A 22294-nucleotide genomic window follows, 5' to 3' on the forward strand; every position below is an offset into this window, starting at 1 on the left:
GACCCGGAAGCCCGCACCGTCCCACCTTCCCGGGCGGGCCGGCCTTCCCCGGCGGGCCAGGCGCCCCGGGTACCGCGTGCGCCGCAGGCGCCGCCGATCCACCGGGCGTCCGTCACCACGGGCGAGGCGGCATCGCCGGGCGCGGCCCGGCGCGGGACCGGCCCCGGCGCCGGAACGGGGGCCGGGGACCAGAGTCACTGAGCGGGTTCCGCTTCGCGGGAGGGGGCCCGCTCCTCGCCGGAACGGCCGTCCTCGGCAGCGTCGTCTCCTTGGGCCGACGCCTCCTTCGGGTCCGTGGCGCGCTCATCGTCCCGTACCAGCCCGAGCTGTTCGTCCCGGAGGAACTCGATCTCGCGGCGCAGCAGCCGGAACCACATGAAGACGACGAAGCCGGCGAAGACGAACCACTCGCCGGTGTAACCGAGGTTCTGGAACGCCTTGAGGTCGAGCCCGCTGCCCTGCGGCGCCGTCGCCGGCACGGCCTTCATCCCCGCGTCGCCCTTGTCGAGCGTGACCCACGCGTCGTACAGGTCGTCCGGCACCAGGTTCACCAGCGTCGCCGCACTGATCGCCCCGGTCTGGCCGGCGGGGAGACCGCCCTGCACGGGCACCCCGTTGGAGCCGGGGGTCTCGGACGCCTGGAGCGAGCCGGTCACGGTGACCTCGCCGGTGGGCGCGGCCGGCGCCCGGGCCGGGTCGGCGGTGCCGGGCAGCCAGCCCCGTACGACCGGCAGCGACTTGCCCGCGTCGGTGCGCAGCAGCGTCAGGACGTAGAACCCCTCCTTGCCGTCCAGCTCGCGGTCGGGGACCAGGAGCTGCTCGCCGTACCGTCCGGTCGCGGTGGCCAGCTCGCCGGAGGTCTCCTTGTCGACCGGCAGCAGCTTTGCCAGCGGCCGGGCCGGAGCCCGGTCCTCGGGGTCGACACGCTCGGTCGCCGTGCGGTGGTCCTGCATGCGGTCCTCGAACCGGCTCAGCTGCCACGACCCCATGAACACGCAGAAGGGGATGGCGAGCAGCACGAAGACGTTGATCCCCCACCATCGGGGCGTCAGCAGAAACCGGTACACGCCTTCCACCGTACGGTGCCCGCACCGCCCGCCCGGCCGCGGGGTCGCCCGGTCCGGCCACGCGGCGGGACGGTTCGGTGCCGCTCGACGGGGCGCTCCCGGCCCGCCGGGTCCTGGCCCGCCGGGACCGCCCGGACCGTGTGGGCGAGAGCCGCTGCGCGGCCGCCCCGCGCACTCGGCCGCGGTCCCGGCAGCCGTACCGGCCGTAGCCCTGGCAGTAGTACCGGCCGCGGTCCCGGCAGTAGTCGGGCTCGACCTGGGCGTTCGCCGGTTGTCCACAGGCGGCGGGGTGCGGCTGGGAGGAAGTTTTCCACAGGCTGGGGGCCTCGGCGACGCAATGTCCGACGGGCGGGGCAGTATGGGGCCATGACTGAGAGCAACGGGTCCACCCCGCAGCAGCAGATCGGGTCCATGCCCGACTGGGAGAAGAGGTTCCGGGCGCCGAGGGTGTCGCTGCCGGACTGGGCCGAGGACGCGCCGCACCGCTCGCTGTTCGTCTCCAACGCCACGGGGACGTACGAGTTGTACGCGTGGGACCGGGTGACCGGTGAGCAGCGCCAGGCCACGGACCGGGCCAACGGGACGACGGACGGGGTGCTCTCGCCTGACGGAGAGTGGATCTGGTGGTTCGACGACAAGGACGGCGACGAGTTCGGCGTCTGGCGCCGTCAGCCCTTCCTGGGCGGCCCCGACGAGGAGGCGGCGCCGGGCCTGGACCCGTCGTACCCGGCGGGCCTTGCCATCGGCCGCGACGGCGTCACGGCGGTCGTCGGCCGCTCCACCGACGAGGACGGCTCGACGATCCATCTGGTCCGGCGCGGTGCGGCCCCCGTCGAGATCTACCGGCATCGCGAGTCGGCCGGCGTGGGCGACCTCTCGCACGACGGGTCACTGATCGCCGTCGAGCACACCGAGCACGGCGACGCGATGCACTCGGCGCTGCGTGTGATCCGCCCGGACGGCACCACGGTCGCCGAACTGGACGACACCAAGGGCGGCACGATCGAACTGGGCCTGGAGGTCCTCGGCTTCGCCCCCGTGGTGGGTGACACCCGGCTGCTCATCGGGCACCAGCGCCGGGGCCGCTGGGAACCCCTCGTCTGGGACGTTGCGTCCGGCGAGGAGACCGACCTCGGTCTCGCCGACCAGCTGGAGGGGGACCTGAGCGCCGAGTGGTATCCGGACGGCTCCGCGCTGCTCGTCGTCCACAGCTTCGAGGCCCGCAGCGAGTTGTGGCGGTACGAGCTGTCGACGCGTCGCCTGGAGCGCGTCGAGACCCCGAGGGGCACGGTCTCCGGGGCCTCGGCCCGCCCCGACGGCAGCGTGGAGTACCTGTGGTCGTCGGCGGCCGAGCCGCCGGTCGTGCGGTCCACGACGGGCGAGGTCGTCCTGGACCCGCCGGGCCTGACGTGCCCGGGCTCGGTGCCGGTGGAGGACGTGTGGGTGGACGGCCCCGGCGGCCGGGTGCACGCGCTCGTCCAGCGCCCGGCCGGCGTGACCGGCCCGTACCCGACGATCTTCGAGATCCACGGCGGCCCCACCTGGCACGACAGCGACTCCTTCGCCGCCGGCCCGGCCGCCTGGCTCGACCACGGGTACGCGGTGATCCGCATCAACTACCGGGGCTCCACCGGCTACGGCCGGGCCTGGACCGACGCCCTCAAGCACCGGGTCGGCCTGATCGAGCTGGAGGACATCGCGGCCGTCCGTGAGTGGGCGGTGAGCACCGGCTTCGCCGACCCCGACCGCCTCGTCCTGAGCGGCGGCTCCTGGGGCGGCTACCTCACCCTCCTCGGCCTCGGCACCCAGCCGGACCTGTGGAGCATCGGCATCGCCGCCGTCCCCGTCGCCGACTACGTCACCGCGTACCACGACGAGATGGAGGCGCTGAAGGCGATGGACCGCACCCTCCTCGGCGGCACGCCGGAGGAGGTCCCCGAACGCTTCGCGGCGTCCTCCCCGCTGACGTACGTCGACGCGGTGAAGGCCCCGGTCTACATCTCCGCCGGGGTGAACGACCCGCGCTGCCCCATCCGCCAGATCGACAACTACGTCGACAGACTGGTGGCCCGCTCCGCCGTCCACGAGGTCTACCGCTACGACGCGGGCCACGGCTCCCTCGTCGTCGACGAGCGCATCAAGCAGATCCGGCTGGAACTGGCCTTCGCCGCACGCCATCTGGGGGTGGATGCCTAGAACCTTCAGAGCCGCGGAGCCTGTCGAACCCCACGGATCACGACCACGCTGACCGCTGACCGCTGACCGCTGGCGGCTGGCGGCTGACCGCTCACCGCGCACTGCTCAGGCGGCCGCCAGCGCCGTCGGCTCCCGGGGCTCCGCGGTGTCCCGGGGCGCCTCGGCCGCCATGAGCAGTTCCACCAGGGTCGCCCGGGCCCGGGCGACCCGTGAGCGGACCGTCCCGACGGGGCACGCGGTCAGCCGGGCCGCGTCCTCGTAGGGCAGCCCCAGCACCTGCGTGAGCACGAACGCCTCGCGTCGCTCGTCGGGCAGCGTGGCCAGCAGATCGGCGAGTGCGATCCCGTCGTCGAAGCCGGGCAGCCCGCTCGGCTGGGCGCGTTCCACGGCCAGCCGCCAGTCCGGTACGTCGGCGGGCCGGGGCCGGGCCGCCGCGTGCCGGAAGCTGTCGGTCACGGCCCGCCGGGCGATGGACAGCAGCCAGGTCCGGGCCGAGCAGCGACCCTCGAACCGGTGCAGGCTGCCGAGCGCCCGCAGGAACGTGTCCTGGGCCAGGTCGTCCACCACCTGGGGATCGGCGCCTAGGTGAGCGACGAAACGGCGGACGTCGCGGTGCAGGGCGCCGACGAAGCGCTCGACGGCCTCCGGATCGCCGCCGCGCGCGGCGAGCGCCCAGGCCGTTATCGACTCGTCCCCCGGCTCGGGCCCCGAACGGGCCACCGGGGAGAAGGGGGCCGGGGCCGGCGCCGGGCCAGACGCCGGGGCCGATCGGGGTGTATGGGGTGCGGGTGCGGGCGCGGGTGTTGGTGCCGACGCCGACGCCGGGGCCGACGCCGGGGCTGAACGAGCCGTCCGGGCGGCTGTAGCCGTGGCCGACGTCGAACGAGCCGTCCGGGCGGCCGTGGCCGTTGCCGGCGCCGAAGGGTCCGCCTGACGCGCCGGTGCCGAGGCGACCGTCGGTGATGCGGCGGGCGCGGGCCGGAGAGCCGGGGGCGCGGGCAGGTCGGCGGGGCGGGGAAGGGGGGCGGGGGAGGGAGCGGTCGAGGGCGTGGTGCGGAGAGGGGGCGTCGTACGGGTAAGGGTGGTCACCTGGAGTCCTTCTCGGGTCATCCGGGACACGCGGACGCGGCGGCCGGTGGACAGCACGGCGCGCGCGTCGGCGATCCGGTGGGGAAAGGCGGCCGTACGGGGTCGCCGGCGTGACCGGCGTGCGTACGGCCGAGGCCCGGCGCAGGCATCGCTGCGTGTGCGGGACGCGGTGCGGCCGTGCGCACGGAGGCACGGCTCGCACGGCCCGCACGGCTGCCCCGGGGCACCGGCTGCCGTCAGCTGACAGCGATCCCGGCGGGAGGTCCCCGAGAGGTGAGGGTGTGGACGAGCAGGAGACGGCGCGGCGAGCGGTCCGAGCGGTCGCGGCGGAGCCGCGGACGCGGCCGCTCCGGCGGTACGGCGAGCGCGAGCGCCATCCGCAGCGGCGCCGCCAGCCAGCCGGCCACGGCCCGCAGCAGCCCGAAGGCGGCGCGTTCGCCGTACGCCAGCCACAGTCCGCACAGCAGCGCGGCCAGCAGGTGCGCGGCGAGCATGCCGGACGAGGCCGTGAACGGCGCGTCCATCCCGCCCATGAGGTTTCCGGCGTGGTCCGCGTGGCCCAGGTGACCGGCCGAGCCCGAGGGGACGGTGTGATGCATGGGGGCGGAGCCCATGTCCATGGCGCCCCCGCCGCCGAAGCCCTCGTGCACGGAGCCCTGGTGCACGGAGCCCCCGTGCGCCGAGCCCCCGTGCGTCGTGCCCCCGTCCACCGGGCCTTCTGCAGCGGCCGGGTGCGCGGGCTGCACGAGGGAGAACCCCGAGTGGAGGGCGGTCTGCGCGGCGAGCACGACGGACACGATCAGCGGGAGCCCCCGCTCACGGCCCGCGAGGCACCAGCCGACGCCGCCGGTGACGGCCGCCGCCGCGCCCATGGCCCACCAGGGGACCGGGCTGCCGGACATGGTGACGTGGCCCAGGGCGGCGAGCAGCACACAGACGGCCGCGAACAGCGCGGCCCGGACTGTGCGGGTACCCCACCCTGCGATCATGGCGCCCCATCCTCGCATTCGGACACCGGTCGTCACCCCCGTCCCCCTTGAGTACGGATGTCCACCCGCGGTCGCACTCACACCCGCGAGTGTGATCCGGATCACGCGGGAACCGGACAGCTTCATGAGGCAGGCTTCTGCTTCGTGGGGAGCCCTTCGCAACAGAGCAGCCAGCCCGTTCCGGGCCGTCGGACCGGCCCGGACGGCCCGAACTCCCAGGCACCACCGGGCACATCGGCCCGCCCGCCCAGACCCGGCATCCTCGCCGGACTCGGCGGGCAGCGCGGACCGGCCGATTCCGGGGCGCACATGGTCGTCTGCGGGGACGACGGGCTCGCGCACCGGCTCGCCGCGGAACTGTGCACGGTGTACCGGGAGCAGGTGACGCTCGTGGTGCCGCCGACCGCGCGGCTCGCGCCCCGGCCGGTGGTGGGCCGCACCCGGGCCGCCACGATCCTCGACCGGGTCTCCGCCGCGGTCAACCGCGCGGCGGGCAACGGCGATCCGGCGACCACCGGCCGCACCGGCACGGGCACCGGCACAGGGACCGGCACAGGGACCGGGACCGGCACCGGCGCGGGCGCCGGTTCCGGTGCCGGGAACGACCGGACCGCGGCTGCGGGCATCGCCCCGCACGGCGAGCGGCTCCTGGAGGCAGGCGAGGCCACGGAGGCGGTGCTCGCCGAGGCCGGGGTGGAGCGGGCCGCCGCGCTGGCGCTCGTCTACGACGACGACGAGACGAACATCCGGGCCGCCCTCACCGCCCGGCGGCTCAACCCGAGACTGCGGCTCGTCCTGCGGCTCTACAACCGCCGGCTCGGCCAGCACATCGAGGAACTCCTGGACCGGGCGGCGGCGTTGGCGACGGGCGGAAACGCCGACGACGGGGCCGAGGGTGTCGACGGCGTCGACGGGTTCGGTGCCTCCACGACCGTCCTGTCCGACGCGGACACCGCCGCGCCCGCGCTCGCCGCGACCGCCGTCGCCGGCACCACCAAGGTCGTCCAGACGGACGGGCTGATGCTGCGGGCCGTGGAACGCCCGCCGGGACACACCGGCCAGGGCCCCGGCCGCGGCCTGTGCACGCTCGCGCTGCTGTCGGCCACCACCAACGACCCTGCCGGTGCGGACGGTTCGGAGGGCAGTGGGGATCGCGGCCCCCAACTCCTGCCCGACGAGCGGGCCGTGGCCGAGGCCACCGGACGCGGGTCCATCGTCCTGGACACCGTGCGGTACGCGGGTCCCGCGCTGCCCGCGGGCCGGGCGGGCGGCGGCCCGCTCGGGGCGGTCGGCGCCTTCAGGTCGCTGTTCTCCCGGCGGCTGCGGTGGTCGCTGGCGGGGCTGGTGTGCTGTGTGCTCGCCCTCGCCGTCGCCCAGATGGTGACGACCGGGGAGCATCCGCTGCGGGCGACGTACACGACCCTCCTGGACCTCTTCGCGATCAACGACCCGGCGACCGACGGGAGCGACTCCCGGAAGGTCCTCCAACTGCTGTCGGGTCTGATGGGCTTACTCCTGCTGCCGGTGCTCCTGGCCGCCGTGCTGGAGGCCCTGGGCACGTTCCGCAGCGGTTCCGCCTTCCGCAAGCCGCCGCGCGGTCTCTCCGGGCACGTCGTCCTCCTCGGCCTCGGCAAGATCGGCACCCGGGTCCTGGCCCGCCTGCGCGAACTGCACATCCCCGTGGTGTGCGTCGAGGCCGATCCCGAGGCCCGTGGTCTCGCGGAGGCCCGGCGGCTGCGGGTGCCGGTCGTGCTGGGCGACGTGACCCAGGAGGGCGTGCTGGAGGCCGCGAAGATCCACCGGGCGCACGCGCTGATGGCGGTGACGAGCTCCGACACGACGAACCTGGAGGCGGGCCTGTACGCGCGTTCGGTACGCCCCGATCTGCGCGTCGTGCTGCGCCTCTACGACGACGACTTCGCGACCGCCGTGTACCGCACGCTGCGCGCCGCCCACCCGCAGGCCCTCACCCGCAGCCGCAGCGTGACCCATCTCGCGGCACCCGCGTTCGCCGGCGCGATGATGGGCCGCCAGATCCTGGGCGCGATCCCCGTCGAGCGCCGCGTCCTCCTCTTCGCCGCCGTCGAGGTCCGGGGGCACCCCCGGCTGGAGGGCCGCACCGTGGCCGAGGCGTTCAGTGCGGGGGCATGGCGGGTCCTGGCCCTCGACACGGCCACGGATCCCGCGGAACGGGCCGGCGGCCCCACCGCCGGGTCGGGCCTGATCTGGGACCTGCCCCCCACGTACGTGCTCCGCGCCGAGGACCGTGTGGTCCTGGCCGCGACCCGCCGAGGCCTGGCCGAACTCCTCGGCCGACGGGCCCGGTCCACGCCGTAGGGGAGGGGCGGCCCGCAGGCCGGCCTCCCCAGAGGCGCGTGGAACGGCGCGAACATCCCCCATCCCCCACGCACCCGCACCCCCACCCGCGAACGAACCCCTGCGGTCCGCACCTAGACCGCCACGAACTCCCCGTCGTGCTCGCACTTCTCCTCCACCCCGAACGTCTCCCACACGGGAAACGGATCCTCGAAGCCGGCCGGGCCCTCCGACTCCCCCTCCCGCACCAGGCACTCGTCCAGCGCCGCGCGCAACGCCTCCCCACGCAATCCGACCCCGATGAAGACCAGTTCCTGGGCGTCCCCGGCGGAGCCGTCCCGCGGCGCCGACGGTTCGAAGCGGGCCACCGACCCCGCCTGTGACCACAGGCCGACCACCCGGGGCCGGCTCGCGAGCGTGAAGAACCCCTTCGACCGCAGCACCTCCCCGAAGCGCCCGCTGTCCAGCGCCTCGGTCACGAAGGTCCACAACCGCCCGGGATGGAACGGCCGCCCGGCCCGGAACACGGTCGACGAGATGCCGTACTCCTCGGTCTCCGGGACGTGATCCCCGTTCAACTCCCGTACCCACCCCGGCGCCTCCTGGGCCCGCTCCAGGTCGAACAGACCGGTGTCGAGCACCTCCGCCACCCGCACCCGCCCGTGGCGGGCCGGCACGATCCGCGCGGCCGGGTTCAGCCGTGCCAGCGTCCCCGTCAGCCGTTCCGCGGTCGCCGTGTCGACGAGGTCCAGCTTGTTCAGCACGATCACGTCGGCGAACTCGACCTGGTCGATCAGCAGATCGCTGACCGTCCGCTCGTCCTCCTCGTACTGGTCGAGCCCCCGCGCCGCCAACTCGTCGCCGCCCGCCAGCTCCGGCAGGAAGTTCACGGCGTCGACGACGGTGACCATGGTGTCCAGCCGGGCGAGGTCCCCCAGCGTGGCTCCGTCGTCCCGCGCGAAGGCGAAGGTCGCGGCGACCGGCATCGGCTCGGAGATGCCGGAACTCTCGATGAGCAGGTGGTCGAAGCGCCCCTCGCGGGCCAGCCGGTCGACCTCCTCCAGCAGATCGTCGCGCAGGGTGCAGCAGATGCAGCCGTTGGTCATCTCGACCAGCCGCTCCTCCGTCCGCGACAGCGCCGCCTCACCGCCGCGCACGAGGGCCGCGTCGATGTTGATCTCGCTCATGTCGTTGACGATGACCGCGACCCGCAGCCCCTCGCGGTTGGCGAGGACATGGTTGAGCAGGGTGGTCTTGCCCGCGCCGAGGAAACCGGAGAGGACGGTGACGGGCAGCCGGTCGGGTGCGTCGTACGCCGTGGACACCGCGCTCAGCCCTCGGGGTGAATCAGTCCGGGCTCGTACGCCTTCAGCAGCCGCTGCGGTACGAGGTGGGTGACGCCGTCCACGGTGAAGGGCACCAGCGGCGGGGTGCTCGCCTTCCACTGGGCGCGACGGTGACGGGTGTTGCTGCGGGACGTCTTCCGCTTGGGCACGGCCATGGGGTCCTCCTCGACGAACGGCGGAATGCCGCACGCGACGCTACATGAAAATGGATCCCATTACGAAAAAGGGTCACTGTCCCGTACCGGCCCCGCGCCTGTGGTGCGCGTCGCAGCGCGGCGCGTGAGCGGGAACGCGCTCGTCGCCGTAGGAGAGGGGAGGGCGCACCGACCCGCGCAGCACTGCCGTACCCGTACGGAGGTACCGTCCCCCGTGGCCATCATCGAGGAAGCCCCCGACCGACCCGGCCCCGGCGCCGGGGCCGGGTCGGTCGCACCGCACGGCTCTCCCGGCGCCGCCGGCACCGACGCCGCGCCCCGGGATTCCACCGGCCGGCATCTCAACTCCCCCCTCCTCCTCACGATGCTGCTGGTCCTGGCCGTCGCCGCGCAGGGCCCCCTCCGCCGTGTCCTGGCCGCGCCCGTGACGCAGAGCTGGATGACGGTGTTCGTGGCGGTGGTCGTCCAGGCGCTGCCGTTCCTGGTGCTCGGGGTGCTGCTGTCGGCGGTGATCGCGGTGTACGTGCCGCCGTCGTTCTTCGCCCGCGCGCTGCCGAAGCGGCCCGCGCTGGCGGTTCCCGCGGCGGGCATGGCCGGTGTGGTGCTGCCGGGGTGCGAGTGCGCGTCGGTGCCGGTGGCGGGCGCGCTGGTGCGGCGCGGCGTCACGCCCGCCGCGGCGCTCGCGTTCCTGCTGTCCGCCCCCGCCATCAACCCGATCGTCCTGACGGCGACCGCCGTGGCGTTCCCGGGCAACCCCGAGATGGTGCTGGCCAGGTTCGTGGCGAGCCTGCTGGTGGCGTGCGCGATGGGCTGGCTCTGGCAGCGGCTGGGGCGCGGCGAGTGGATGCGCCCGCCGGAGCGGCCTTCGCATGAAGGGCTCGGCAAGGGGGCGGCGTTCTGGGGCTCGGTGCGGCACGACGTGATGCACGCGGGCGGGTTCCTGGTCGTGGGCGCCATGGCGGCGGCCACGCTCAAGGCCGTCGTCCCGGCGAGCTGGCTGAACGCGGCCGCAGGCAACCCCCTGATCGCGATCCTCGCCCTCGCCGTCCTGGCCGTGCTGCTGTCGATCTGTTCCGAGGCGGACGCGTTCGTCGCCGCGTCGCTCACCCAGTTCTCCCTCACCTCCCGGCTGGCCTTCCTGGTCGTCGGGCCGATGATCGACCTGAAACTCTTCGCCATGCAGACCGCCACCTTCGGCCGCGCCTTCGCCCTCCGCTTCGCCCCCGCCACCTTCGCCCTCGCGATCCTGGTGTCGGCCCTCATCGGGACGGTGCTCCTGTGAACCGCCACGCCCAGACCGTCGTCCTCCTCCTGACCGGCGGCGCCCTCCTGCACGCCGGCTCCACCGACCTCTACCTCCGCTACGTCAAGGCGGGCCTCCAGCCCCTGCTGATCGGCGCGGGCGTGGTGCTGACGGCGGCGGCGGTGGCGACCCTCTGGTACGAACGCCAGGCGGCCCGAAGCCGCCGGGACCGGCACCGCGAGCCGGACGAGCCGGGTGCCGGGCCGGACCAGCAACGTGAGCCGGACGCGCCGGGTGCCGGGCCCGAGCGCGCCGCCGCCGGGCGGCACGCCCACCGCGAACCCCGGGTCGCCTGGCTCCTCGTCCTCCCCCTCCTCGCGCTCGTGCTGGTCGCCCCGCCCGCCGCCGGCTCGTACACCGCCATGCGCACCGGATCGGCCCTGCAGGAGCAGCCCTGGGGCTACCCGAAGCTCCCCGCCGACGGCCCGCTGAGGCTGACCGTCGCCGACTACGCGGGCCGTGCCGTGTACGACCAGGGCCGTGCCCTCGCCGGCCGGCGGATCAAGGTCGCCGGGTTCCTCGCCCTCGACGGCCACGGCGCCCCGTACCTCGTCCGCATGGCCCTCAACTGCTGCGCCGCCGACGCCCAGCCCGTCAAGATCGCGCTCACCGGGGAACTCCCCCCGGTCCTCCAGCCGGACAGCTGGATCGAGGTCACCGGCACCTACACCCCGAAGCGCACGAAGGACCCGGTCAACGGCACGGCCGTCCCGTATCTCTCCGTCGCGTCCACCCGCCCGGTCAAGGCCCCGCAGGACCCGTACGACGAGGCATGGAACGGCTGACGCCGGCTCACGCGTGATGGTGCGCACGGCTCTGGATAGCTGATGGTCCGTCAGTTATGGTCGCCGGCAACGCCGTACCCCCGAGAGGTGAGTGCCGTGCCGACACGTCCCCGCACCCCGAGCCCGCAGCCGACCGGCGCTCCCCGCTGGGTCGCGATGTTCTACGAGCCCTCGTCGTCCTCCTGGAAGGCGGGCGCCCAGTCGCCGTACCGTTCGCCCGTGCTGTACGCGGTGGGGGAGATGACCCAGACCCTGCGGGCGCGCGGCGAGGACCCCGCGGTCGAGCTGTGGGGCCCCGGGGGCGATCCGGGTGGCGGCGGCGACGGGGACGGCCACTGGGAGCGGTACGACCCGGCGGTCCTCACGGCGGACGCCGTCCCGCCACGGCCGTCCGACCGGGCCGCCGCGCCCGCCGCGAAGCCCAGCACACTCGCCGAGCGCATGACCGGCCGGCGGCAGCAGGTGCTCATGGCGGGTCTGGGGAAGGCTGGCCTCTACGACCTCGCGCCGGACGACGTGGCGGCGGTCCGGGCGGTCGTCGACGGCCTCGACGAGACCACCGTCCGCCGGGTCGCCCACTGGCTCACCGTGGCGAGCACGGGCCGGCCTTAGAACTCCTAACGAAATGATCTTCGAGGTGGTTGGATCACTCCGGGACCGATGATCCGGAGGTGTGGGGTGGCGCGGCCGAAGCCGTGGGAAGTCGATGACGACCTGTGGGCGGTGATCGAGCCGCTGTTGCCCAGGGTTGAGCGTCGGGCTCGACATCCGGGGCGCAAGCGGCACCCGGACCGGCTGGTGTTTCAGGGCATCTTGTTCGTGCTGCACACCGGGATCGCATGGGAACACCTTCCGCAGGAACTCGGCTTCGGCTCCGGCATGACGTGCTGGCGCCGCCTGGCCGAATGGACCAAGGCGGGTGTCTGGCCCCGGCTGCACGAGGTACTTCTCGCCAAGCTCCGCAGCGCGAACGCCCTGGACTTCTCCCGCGCGGCGGTCGACGGCTCCCACATCCGCGCGTTAAAGGGGGCTCCAAGACGGGACGAAGCCCTGTCGACCGGGGCAGGACGGGCAGCAAACACCACCTGATCACCGACGCGACCGGCATCCCACTCGCCGCCACCCTGACCGGCGGCAATCGCAACGACGTCACCCAGCTGATCCCGCTGCTTGAGGCCGTACCACCGGTGCGGGGCAAGCGCGGCCGGCCCCGGCACCGCCCAGACGTGGTGCTCGGAGACCGCGGCTACGACCACGACAAGTACCGCCGTCTGGTCTGGGACCTCGGCGTGAAGCCGCAGATCGCCCGACGGGGCACCGAACACGGTTCCGGGCTCGGCAAACAACGATGGGTCGTGGAGCGCGCGTTCGCCCACCTGCACTGGTTCCGCCGCCTGCGGATCCGCTGGGAGATCCGCGACGACATCCACGAAGCCTTCCTCAGCCTCGCTTGCAGCATCATCTGCTGGCGACGGCTGAAGAAGCTCCGGCCTCTTTAACTATCGGTGTCCTGGGCAGCCCTGAAGCCGCGATCCTGGATCACCGGGAAGACGCGCTGTGTAGCGGCGATCCAGGCGTCGACCTCGGCATGATGACCTGATCGCGCTGATCAGCGCCTCGATCACGTCCAGCTTCGGCTTACCGACGTTCCGGCTGAGCTCGTCCATCGACACCTCTTGGTACGACATGACCAGCTGCCACCAGAACCGCATGAGGAAGCGGCACTCCTGCGGGTCACGATCGTCTGCGAGGCGGTCATGAATGACCCTCTGGACGCGCCGCCGCTGCTCGTCGTCACGGAAGCCGGTGTTGAGGTCAGTCAGGGTCACGCCCGGACACTAGCAACCGCGTTCGCCCACGCCCCCGGCGTGGACCTCAAGTCCACGTTGGGCATTCCGATAGGAGTTCTTAGTGGCGGGCGCCGGCCATTCCTGGAAGCCACCCGCGGAAACCGTCGCGCCGGGACGTCGGCGTCCTCGACGTCACGCTCCCGGGCGGCGTCGCGCCCGGCAGTCGTCGTGGTCCCGGTGCTCCCCGCCCCCTGGCGGGCCGTGGCTGTGGACGAGAGGGTCGAGGCGGTCCGGGTAGCTCCAGCGGAATGTTGCCAGGGCCCGGGCACGGGCCTCTATCACCGCCATGCGGGCGGCCCGTTCGGCCTTGTCGAGGTGGGCCGCCTGCCCGGTCGCCTGGCCCTCCCACTTGCGGTAGAGGAGGCCGACCTCGGCGGAGAACCAGCCGCGGCTCACGGAGTTGAGCGCGAGGAGCAGTCCGGTGTCCTCGGAGGCGGGCAGGGCCATCCAGCCGCCGAGCGCCAGCGCCAGTTCGCGGCGGACGAAGAGGGTCGCGGGGTGCACCGGCGACAGGAAGTCGTGGGCCGCCCAGTGGTCGAGGACGGCTCCGCGCTCGATCGGACCGTGCTCGGGGTCGCCGGGGAAGCCGAGGGTGGAGCCGTCGGGCAGGACGTCCAGGACGCGGGAGGTGGCCCAGCCGAGCGTGCGGTCGGCTTCGAGGGCGGCCAGATCGCGGGCGAGCGCCCCCGGCGCCAGCCGGTCGTCGGCGTCCAGGACCTTCACGTAGGCGCCGTCCGCCTCCGAGAGGGCGATGGTGCGGGCGACGCCGGGGCCGCCGGGGCGCCCCTGGCGGAAGGTCACCCGGGGGTCGGCGGGGACGTGCGGGGCGACATCGTTCGAGGTGCCGTCCTCCTGGATGACCCAGTGCCAGTCCCAGCCGCCGGGTAAGTGCTGCCCGGCCAGCGACGCGTAGGCGTCGGGGAGGAAGCGGGCCGAGGGGGCGTGGACGGCGGTGACGACGACGATGCGCCGGGTCACGGCAGCATCCACCACCCTTCGAGGCGTCGTGTCGATCGGCCGCATGACAAGGCCCGGCCGCTGGCGACGGGGGATGCACCAGCGACCGGGCTATGGCCAAGGCTAACAAGGTCGCCCCTGCGAAGGGAGGCGACTGCCGAACTGCGTGGTCAAGTTGTGATCGGGATCACGCCCGAAGGGGGCAGTAACCAAACGTTTGTTAGATGGTGACGGTGGTGTCGGACCTCGTCCGGACATGCGCCGCGCGCCCACCGAACGCTCCGCCCGACTCCCCGCAGCACATCCGTTCATGCAGGTCAGGCGCAGATCGGACGCACATCGGGAACGGTTCGGCGCGGTTCGGCGTCCGTCGGCGACTGCCGGGGTCCGTTCAGGAATCCGCGCACGGCGGTTCGTACGACAGCCGCGGCAGGTACTCGTTCCACTTCGACCGGGTCAGCACCCCGTGGGTGGCGGCGCAGATGCGCCGTACCGCCTCGTCCACGTCGAGGTTCCACAGCCGTACGGTGTCGGCGCCGCTGGAGACACCGAGCATGCCGCTTCTGGGGCTGAACGACAGGAAGTTGCCCGTCTTGGCGTTGGGGCTCATCGACTGGCCGATGGGGGAGGCGTCGGCGGGGTCGGAGACGTCCCACAGCCGGACCGTGTTGTCGTTGCCGCCGCTGGCCAGGGTCCGGCCGTCCGCGCTGAAGGTCAGCGACGCGACGGCCTCGGTGTGGCCGGTGAGCGGCTCACCGAGCCGGGTCGTGCGGGCGGGGTCGGAGACGTCCCACAGCCGGACCGTGTCGTCGTCGCTGCCGCTGGCCAGGGTGGCGCCGTCCGGGCTGTACGCGAGGTCGTTGACGGGACCGCGGTGGTCGGTGAGGGGCGCGCCGAGCGGGGCGGGGCGCCGCGGATCCTTCACGTCCCACAGCCGGGCGGTGCCGTCGGCGCTGCCGCTGACGAGGGTGCGGCCGTCGGGGCTGAAGACGAGGGCGAGGATGTAGCCCTTGTGCCCGCTGAGCGGCTCGCCGAGCGGGACGGCACGGGCCGGGTCGCTCACGTCCCACAGCTGCACGGTGTGATCGTCGTACGGGGTGGCCAGGGTGCGTCCGTCCGGGCTGTACGCCAGCGCGTCGGTGTACCGGGTCCGCAGCACCAAGGGCTCCGCGTGGGGCGCCGGGCGGGCGGGGTCGCCCACGTCCCACAGGTGCACCGCCCGGTTCCCCGTCACGATCGCGAGGGTGCGGCCGTCGGGGGAGAAGGCGAGGGAGCGGTTGCCGCCGTCCTTGACCAGGAACGGCCTGCTCAGCGCCACCGGCCGGCCGGGCCTGTGTACGTCCCACAGCCGGATCCGGCCGTCGCGCCCGGCTGTGGCGAGCACCCGCCCGTCCGGCCGGAACACCCCGTTCCGGCCGATCATGTCCGCTGTCGGTATCGACCACAGCCGGACCTTGCCGTCCCCGCTCCCGGTGGCCAGGGTCCGCCCGTCCGGGCTGAAGCCCAGCGCGTACATCTCGCCGCTGGCTCCGGCGAGCGGCTCGCCCACCTGCGACGGGTACGCGGGGTCGCGGACATTCCACAGGCTCGCCGTGCTGTCCGCGCTGGCGACGGCCAGCATCCCCCCGTCGGGGCTGTACGCCACCGACCACACCGGGCCGGTGTGGCCGCTGAGCGGGGCGCCGAGCGCGGCCGGACGCCGCGGGTCGGTGACGTTCCACAGCCGCACGGTGTTGTCGGCGCTGCCGCTGGCGACGGTGCGCCCGTCGGGGCTGAACGCCACCGAGTGCACCGTGCCGGTGTGGCCGCTGAGCGGGGCGCCGAGCGCGGCCGGACGCCGCGGGTCGGCGACGTTCCACAGCCGTACGGTCCGGTCGTCGCCCCCGGCGGCCAGGGTCCTGCCGTCCGGGCTGAACGCCACGGAACGCACGGGCGCGTCGTGCCCGGTGAGGGGTGCGCCCAGGGCTTTCGGGCGGGACGGGTCGGACACGTCCCACAGCCGTACCGTCCGGTCCTCGCCGACGGACGCCAGCGTCCTGCCGTCCGGGCTGAAGGCGACCAGGTAGACGGTGCCGTCATGGCCGGTCAGCGGGGTGCCCGACGGCCGGGGCGCGCGGGGATCGCGGACGTCCCACAGCCGTATCTCCCCGTCGTCGCCGGCGCTGGCGAGGGTCCGCCCGTCCGGGCTGAAGACGGCGCTGCTCACCCAGCTCGTGTGCCCGGTGAGGGGTGCGCCCAGGGCTTTCGGGCGGGACGGGTCGGACACGTCCCACAGCCGTACGGTCCGGTCGTAGCTGGCGGTGGCCAGATACTTCCCGTCGGGGCTGTAGGAGGTGAGGTACACGGCGCCGGTGTGGGCGAGCAGCGGGGTGGCCAGCGGCGCGTTCACGATCGAGATCAGCCGGTTGTCGGTGCCCTCGTCGTCGGGCCGCAGCCCGTGCGCCACCAGGTCGAGCTGGGCCGACAGCGACGGGTCGGTGTACTGGACGCGGTCCGCCTCGGCGACGACCTGCTCGAACACGGCGTCGTTGCGCTGCTGCCAGGCGACCACCGCCGAGCCGACGGCCACCAGGGCGAGGGCCACCAGCGCGGCCACCGCGCTCCGGCTGATCCACACGGTGCGCTTGCGCAGTCTGACCGAGGCGGCCAGGAACTCCACCGCGCCGCGCGTCAGCAGGGTGTCGTCGGCGGACCTCGCCCAGCTGCGGGCCTGCTCCAGCCGGGAACCCCGGTACAGCAGCGACGGGTCGCGGTCCGACTCCTCCCAGGCCCGGCCGTCCTCCTCCAGCCGCTGGCGGAGCAGATGGTCGCCCCGCCCCTCGTCGATCCAGCCCCGCAGCCGGGGCCAGGCGTGCAGCAGCGCCTCGTGGGTGATCTCCACCGTCTCCGCGTCGAGCGTCACCAGCCGGGCGCGCACCAGCGCCTCCAGCGACTCCTCCGTCTTGCCGGGGTCCGTCGACTCCTCCGCGAGCTGCCGCCGCGTCCCGCGCCGCCGGGTGGCCTGCGTGTCCTCGCCGAGCCGCACCAGCCGCAGCAGCAGCAACCGCGCCGCCGTGCGGGCCGCCGGGTCCAGCCCCGACCACGCCCGCTCGGCGGTCGCCGCCACGGCGCCCTGGATACCGCCGGCCGCCCGGTACCCGGCCAGCGTCAGCCGCCCGGCCTTGCGCCGCTGCCAGGTCACGAGCAGCGCGTGCGACAGCAGCGGCAGCACGCCCGCGTCGTGCGCGCCCCGCGGCCCGTCCGCGCTCACCTCCCGCACGATCAGCTCCGCCAGCCCCGGCTCCAGCTCCAGCCCCACGGCCTTGGCCGGCCCGGTCACCGCCTCCCGCAGCTCCGCCGTCGTCAGCGGCCCCAGCACCATGTGCCGGTGCTGCAGGGCGTCCGCCAGCTCCGGATACCCGAGGCACTCCTCGTAGAAGTCGGCCCGGATCCCCAGCACGACCAGCACGGGCGCGAGGTCCCCCGCGGCACCGGGCGTGCAGGCGGCGCTGAGCAACTGGATGAACGTCCGCCGATCGGCCTCGTCGGAGGAGAGCGTGAACGTCTCCTCGAACTGGTCGACGATCAGGACGGGACGGGCGGGGACGCCGGTCCCGGTGGCTGAGGCGGCTGAGGCGCCTGCGGAGCTGCCGGAGGTGACGGTGGCGGTGGCGGTTGAGTGGGTGCGGCGCCGCGCCCAGACGGTGACGGCATCCCGTACCCCCTCGGCGAACATCGCGGTACCAGGCTCGTACGCGGCGGACACGACCTGTGCGAGTTCCGGGATCTGGCGGGTCAGTTCCCCCACGGGGTCGGTGCCCGGGACGAGCTGGACGACGTCGCCGCCGGGGCCCTCCGCGCCGGGGGTGCCGCCGCCGTCCAGCGCGCCGTCGCGTACGGCGGGGACCAGACCGGCGTTGAGGAGCGAGGACTTCCCCGCCCCCGAGGCGCCGACGAGCATGACGAGGCCGCCCGTCCTCTCCACCGCCCGGAGCTGCCCGACGAGGGCGTCCGTGCTGCGCTCCCGCCCGAAGAACCAGCGGGCGTCCTGCTGCCGGTAGGAGGCCAGCCCCCGGTACGGGCAGACTCCGCCGGGGACGGCGGGGGCGTCCCCCGCGGCCGGTTGCTCCTCCGCGGCGGAGAGCCCGGCCGGGGCGGTCCGTTCGCCGGCCGGGTCGGCGACCGCCCGCTCCCAGAGCCGCTGCCACTGGGCCAGGTCGTAGAGCCCTTTGGACACCGGCGCGGGCCGCGCGCGCCGCGCCTCGGGGATCAGGACGTGCAGAACGGCGGCGAGGGCGGCGAAGTGCGCGGGCACGTTCTTGGCGCGCCGCCAGTCGCTGATCCGCTGGGCGGAGACCCGCACCGGGCGCCCGCGTTCATCGACTCTTTGCAGTCGGACGACCGACTCGGAAACACTCTTGAGGGGAGGATTGCCCGCTTCCTTGTACAGCAGCGCGAGACGTTCCGCGAAGGCCGTGCGTGCCCCTGAGTCGTCACTCAAGGCCTCCACCCCTTACTTCCCCCGCTGCTGGACATCCGGACCGGAAAACTCACTTTATATGCCTGACCTGCGGCGGAGCCGTCCGGACGTCGCGCGGCCCTCCTCACCGCTGGCGCCGACTGGCAGGATCACGACCAGGCAGCCACCGCCTCGGGTGGCGCCCCCGCAGGCCACCAGCGCACCGCACGCAGAGACGACTCATGCCGCCGTTCGTTTCAGGTCAGCTTCACCGACGCGATCACCGACGCGACGGATGTGATCACCCGGGCGTACGGACGGATGTCATCACCCGGGCGTACGGACGGACGTGATGACCCGGGTGCGCGCGGACGTGATCACACCCGGGCTGACGCACGGATGCGATCACCCAGGCTCGCGGAAGGGATCGGCGACGATCCGTCCGCAGAGACCTCGATCCAGTCCCCTGACGCGGATCGAGCACCCCCGCACCGTCCGGCACCGGTCCCCACGTGGGGAGGGACCGGTGCCGGACGGAGGCGGCCGACACGAGCCTGCTCTCGCGGACGCGTGACGAACCCATGACGGCCTCGTGGCCCCGGACGCAGAAGGGGCCGGCCGTGGTCGTCGGTACGGACCGTGCCGCTACGCGAGTTCACCACCGGGGCGGCTCCGTCACCGGGGCTCGACCAGGTCGACGCCGTCAGGGCTCGACCAGTCCGACGCGGATGGCGTAGCGGGTGAGCTCCAGGCGGTCTCTCAGACCGAGCTTCTGCAGCAGGTTGGCCCGGTGGCGTTCGACGGTCTTGACGCTGATGACGAGGATGTCGGCGATCTCCTGCGAGGTGTGACCTTCCGCGACGAGTTTGAGGATCTCCTCCTCGCGGTCGGTGATGGCCCTGGCGGGCGGGGACTGGCCGTCGCGGACGCGGTCGAGGTAGTTGCGGATGAGGGCGTTGACGGCGCCGGGGTAGAGGAAGGGTTCGCCGCGCATGGTGGCGCGGCAGGCTTCCACGAGGTCGCGGTCGGCGACGGACTTGAGGACGTAGCCGGAGGCCCCGGCGGCCAGGGCCTCGAAGAAGAACTGCTCGTTGTCGTACATGGTCAGCATGAGGATGCGCAGCTCCGGCTGGGTGCGGGAGAGTTCGCGGGCGGCCTGGAGGCCGGTCATGCGGGGCATGGCGATGTCGAGGATGGCCAGGTCCGGGTGGTGGGTGCGGGCGGCGTCGACGGCTTCGGCGCCGTCGCCCGCTTCGTCGACCACGGTGAGGTCGGGTTCGCTGTCGAGGATGAGGCGGACTCCGCGGCGGACCAGGTGGTGGTCGTCGGCCAGCAGGATGCGGGTGGGCGTCGCCTCGGTCATGGTCACTCGCTCCGGTGGGGGGTGGGGACGGTCAGGCGCACCTCGGTGCCGCCGTCGGGGGCGGGGCCGAGGGCGAGGTCGGCGCCGATGAGCAGGGCCCGCTCGCGCATGCCGCGGATGCCGGCGCCTTCGGTCGCGCCCGCGGTGCCTCGGCCGTTGTCGCGTACGCGCAGTTCCACGGCGTCCGGTGCCCGCTCCAGGGTGAGGCCGACGCGGGTGGCGTCGGCGTGGCGGGCGGCGTTGGTCAGGCTTTCCTGGGCGACGCGGTAGAGGACGAGTTCGGCGTTCTCGCCCAGGGGCGGCAGGTCGGGTGCGATACGGGGGCGTACGGACAGGGAGGCGCCGGTGAACTCGGTGGCGAGGGATTTCAGCGCGCTGGTCAGGCCCAGTTCTTCGAGGACGCCGGGGCGCAGGCGCCGGGCGATGCGGCGGATCTCGTCCAGGCTGGCCCGGGTGGTCTCCTGGACCTGGTACAGCTGCTCACGGACCGGGTCGGGGGCCTGGCCTGCGACGCGTTTCAGGTCGAGCAGGACGGCGGTGAGGGTCTGGCCGATCTCGTCGTGGAGTTCCTGGGCGATGCGCTGGCGTTCGGCCTCCTGCGCGGTCAGCGCGCGGGCGGCGCTGGTGGCGCGTTCGGCTTCCAGCCGGTCGAGCATGGTGTTGAACGTGGTGATCAGTTCGGCGATCTCGCCGTGACCGCCCACGGCCGGGCGGGCCTCGGGACGCAGCAGGTCGGTGGTGGTCATGGCGCGGGCGAGGCGCTGCAGCGGAGCCAGGCCGACGCGCAGCAGGAGCGCGTTGGCGATCAGCATCGCGGCCAGCCCGACGGTCAGAACAGCGGCCTCGGTGAGCAGGACAGGGGTCGACACGGTGACCGGGCCCAGCAGCAGCGCGGTGGCGGCGACCAGGACCACGCCGTTGAGCAGGAAGATCCTCCAGAACAAGGGCACCGGGTATTGCCTCCTCACGCTGGTGCTCGCTTCCATGGGCGCCTCCCGGCAGCGCACGGTGGGCCGATCGGCTCTTGAGACTGCTCGTTCCCGGGACGCACAGCTCCAGAGTGTGCGCCGGACAAGGTGGGCGTCCATCGGGTCCGGCACCCATTCCGCGTCACCTCTGCAGGTTCGACCCGCCCGCGATTGGGTGCCGGACCCGATGGCGGCCGCCGCCGCCGACGGGTGAGGGTGGAGCCGGTCCTCCCCGTCGGCCCGTGGCTGACACGCGGAGGCGCACCGCTCGCGGCGCCGGCGGACGAGCCCGGCTCTTGGACGGCCCAGGCGGTCTGTCGGCTGCCGTCGCCGCTTCCACGGCAGAGGGGCGGGGTGCGGCTCCTCGTGGCGGGGTGGGAAAGCAGCAGGTCTGTCGGATCACGAGAGGAGCCGGCACCGATGTACGCAGCTTCACAGCCCACTGGTCACTTCGAGGCGGTCTCCGGCCCGGTCCTGCTGGTGCTGCGGTTGCGCCGCACCGCGGCTGGATGGGTGCGCCGTATAGCGGGCACCACCACAGCCGGAACGGACCGGCCCGGCGGCACGGGGAAGGGGCGGCCGTGAGCGTTGCGGCAGGGTCGGCGGCGGTTGTGGGCGTTGCGGCAGGGTCGGCGGCGGTCGTGAGCGTCACGGCAGGGTCGGCGGCGGACGTCCACGGCGTGCCCTTCGATGCCACCGTCCGCCCGGTCGGCGGTGATCGGCTCACCCCGACGACGGGACCCGGGCCGGCGGTGGTGCCGCGCTGGATGCCCGCGCCCGGCGCGGCTCCGGGCGGCGACGCCACGGGGACCGGCGCCTTGGCCAACCGGCGTCGTCGTCCTGCGTGCCGCCGCCCGCTCCGGCCGCAAGATCTCGTTCCGGCACGTCACCCGCTCCGTACCGGCGGTCACCACGTTCACCGTCGCCGCGCCGGCCGCGCACGTGCGGCCGCACTCCTTCGCCCTGGTGTGATCGTGACGCCCCGACCCCGCAAGGAGAGCAGATGGCCCGCATCGTCGACCACGACGCCCGCCCGCGGTCCCGAGCCCGGAGGTGGGCATCATGCCCCGGCCCGATGACAGGCAGCTCAGTGAGATCGAGGCCCTCCTCGGCCATGAGGATCCCCGCTTCGCCCGCGCTCTCGCGGCCGGCCGCCCCTGCCGGCCGCGAGAGTACCGGAACACCCGGGCCTGGCTGCTCCTGGCCGCCGCCATGGCCGTGCTGGGAACCGGCATCGCCCTGGCCCACGGGCTCCTCATCGCCGCCGGGCTGGTCCTGGCCGGTATGGCCGCGGAGCTGCTGGACCCCGAGCGGGACGCGCGCGGACACCGCGTCCCTCCGCCCCGGTCCTGACCCCGGCGACCGGCAGACGGCCCCGCCCCCCGGCCGCCTGCTCACCCGCCGGACCTCCGCCCGCCGAGGGCCGCCCGGGCGGCGGCGGTGTACGGCAGTGGGTCCGGACGGCACGAGGA

At 73.9% G+C, this 22294-nt stretch carries 18 protein-coding genes; 8 read left to right on the forward strand and 10 right to left on the reverse strand.

Annotation, left to right across the window (positions count from 1 at the left end; genetic code table 11):
- Positions 1 to 194 precede the first annotated feature (194 nt).
- Positions 195 to 1067, reverse strand: coding sequence for an SURF1 family protein (locus tag GSY65_RS20370; protein WP_201452604.1), 873 nt, complete (start codon positions 1065 to 1067; stop codon positions 195 to 197).
- A gap of 366 nt (positions 1068 to 1433) precedes the next feature.
- Here GSY65_RS20370 and GSY65_RS20375 point away from each other — a divergent pair, with 366 nt between their 5' ends.
- Positions 1434 to 3263, forward strand: coding sequence for a S9 family peptidase (locus tag GSY65_RS20375; RefSeq protein WP_201452605.1), 1830 nt, complete (start codon positions 1434 to 1436; stop codon positions 3261 to 3263).
- Between the two features lie 105 nt (positions 3264 to 3368).
- On the opposite strand, the gene GSY65_RS20380 is transcribed toward GSY65_RS20375, so the two are convergent.
- Positions 3369 to 3983 carry a sigma-70 family RNA polymerase sigma factor gene (locus tag GSY65_RS20380; protein ID WP_159770833.1) on the reverse strand — a complete coding sequence of 205 codons (615 nt, stop codon included), beginning with the start codon at positions 3981 to 3983 and terminating at the stop codon, positions 3369 to 3371.
- Between the two features lie 605 nt (positions 3984 to 4588).
- Complete coding sequence (locus GSY65_RS20385) at positions 4589 to 5341, reverse strand: hypothetical protein (RefSeq protein WP_201452606.1); 753 nt, start codon at positions 5339 to 5341, stop codon at positions 4589 to 4591.
- Between the two features lie 309 nt (positions 5342 to 5650).
- Here GSY65_RS20385 and GSY65_RS20390 point away from each other — a divergent pair, with 309 nt between their 5' ends.
- Entirely contained in the window at positions 5651 to 7678 is a 2028-nt protein-coding gene (locus GSY65_RS20390) for an NAD-binding protein (RefSeq protein WP_159776199.1), read from the forward strand.
- Positions 7679 to 7791: 113 nt separating this feature from the next.
- Here GSY65_RS20390 and GSY65_RS20395 read toward each other — a convergent pair whose 3' ends face one another.
- Both GSY65_RS20395 and rpmF read right to left on the reverse strand, forming a co-directional pair.
- Positions 7792 to 8982 carry a GTP-binding protein gene (locus GSY65_RS20395; RefSeq protein WP_159770836.1) on the reverse strand — a complete coding sequence of 397 codons (1191 nt, stop codon included), beginning with the start codon at positions 8980 to 8982 and terminating at the stop codon, positions 7792 to 7794.
- A 5-nt stretch (positions 8983 to 8987) separates the two neighbouring features.
- Positions 8988 to 9158, reverse strand: coding sequence for a 50S ribosomal protein L32 (gene rpmF, locus GSY65_RS34745; protein WP_159770839.1), 171 nt, complete (start codon positions 9156 to 9158; stop codon positions 8988 to 8990).
- A gap of 214 nt (positions 9159 to 9372) precedes the next feature.
- Between rpmF and GSY65_RS20405 the strand changes: the two genes are divergently transcribed.
- The 4 genes from GSY65_RS20405 to GSY65_RS20420 all read left to right on the forward strand — a co-directional run bounded on the left by GSY65_RS20405 (position 9373) and on the right by GSY65_RS20420 (position 12745).
- Positions 9373 to 10440, forward strand: a complete 1068-nt coding sequence (locus GSY65_RS20405) for a permease (RefSeq protein ID WP_159770842.1) — start codon at positions 9373 to 9375, stop codon at positions 10438 to 10440.
- A complete protein-coding gene (locus GSY65_RS20410; RefSeq protein WP_159770845.1) occupies positions 10437 to 11246 on the forward strand; it encodes a TIGR03943 family putative permease subunit in 810 nt (269 codons plus the stop codon). Before GSY65_RS20405 ends, GSY65_RS20410 begins: the two co-directional genes overlap by 4 nt.
- 96 nt (positions 11247 to 11342) lie before the next feature.
- A complete protein-coding gene (locus GSY65_RS20415; RefSeq protein WP_159770848.1) occupies positions 11343 to 11858 on the forward strand; it encodes a hypothetical protein in 516 nt (171 codons plus the stop codon).
- 48 nt (positions 11859 to 11906) lie between these two features.
- Positions 11907 to 12745 (forward strand): IS5 family transposase gene (locus GSY65_RS20420; protein WP_236579749.1). Its coding sequence is split into 2 segments (ribosomal slippage): positions 11907 to 12270 and positions 12270 to 12745, totalling 840 coding nucleotides; the frame shifts between segments, so codons are not numbered across the junction.
- Here GSY65_RS20420 and GSY65_RS20425 read toward each other — a convergent pair.
- From GSY65_RS20425 to GSY65_RS20445, 5 genes are all read right to left on the reverse strand, one after another.
- On the reverse strand, positions 12746 to 13075 hold the full coding sequence (locus GSY65_RS20425) for a hypothetical protein (RefSeq protein WP_159767260.1): 330 nt from the start codon (positions 13073 to 13075) through the stop codon (positions 12746 to 12748). It abuts the gene before it with no gap.
- A gap of 153 nt (positions 13076 to 13228) precedes the next feature.
- Positions 13229 to 14074, reverse strand: coding sequence for a glycosyltransferase family 2 protein (locus GSY65_RS20430; protein ID WP_159770851.1), 846 nt, complete (start codon positions 14072 to 14074; stop codon positions 13229 to 13231).
- Between the two features lie 370 nt (positions 14075 to 14444).
- Positions 14445 to 18542 carry an NACHT and WD repeat domain-containing protein gene (locus GSY65_RS20435; protein WP_159770854.1) on the reverse strand — a complete coding sequence of 1366 codons (4098 nt, stop codon included), beginning with the start codon at positions 18540 to 18542 and terminating at the stop codon, positions 14445 to 14447.
- A gap of 652 nt (positions 18543 to 19194) precedes the next feature.
- Entirely contained in the window at positions 19195 to 19854 is a 660-nt protein-coding gene (locus tag GSY65_RS20440) for a response regulator (protein WP_159770857.1), read from the reverse strand.
- A 2-nt stretch (positions 19855 to 19856) separates the two neighbouring features.
- Positions 19857 to 20804, reverse strand: coding sequence for a HAMP domain-containing sensor histidine kinase (locus tag GSY65_RS20445; RefSeq protein ID WP_201452609.1), 948 nt, complete (start codon positions 20802 to 20804; stop codon positions 19857 to 19859).
- A 438-nt stretch (positions 20805 to 21242) separates the two neighbouring features.
- Here GSY65_RS20445 and GSY65_RS20450 point away from each other — a divergent pair, with 438 nt between their 5' ends.
- Positions 21243 to 21407, forward strand: a complete 165-nt coding sequence (locus GSY65_RS20450) for a hypothetical protein (protein ID WP_159770863.1) — start codon at positions 21243 to 21245, stop codon at positions 21405 to 21407.
- Between the two features lie 477 nt (positions 21408 to 21884).
- Positions 21885 to 22175, forward strand: a complete 291-nt coding sequence (locus GSY65_RS20455; protein WP_159770866.1) for a DUF3040 domain-containing protein — start codon at positions 21885 to 21887, stop codon at positions 22173 to 22175.
- The last annotated feature ends 119 nt before the right edge of the window (positions 22176 to 22294 follow it).

Source organism: Streptomyces sp. HM190 (assembly GCF_009857135.1).
In the GTDB taxonomy this organism is placed as follows: domain Bacteria; phylum Actinomycetota; class Actinomycetes; order Streptomycetales; family Streptomycetaceae; genus Streptomyces; species Streptomyces heilongjiangensis.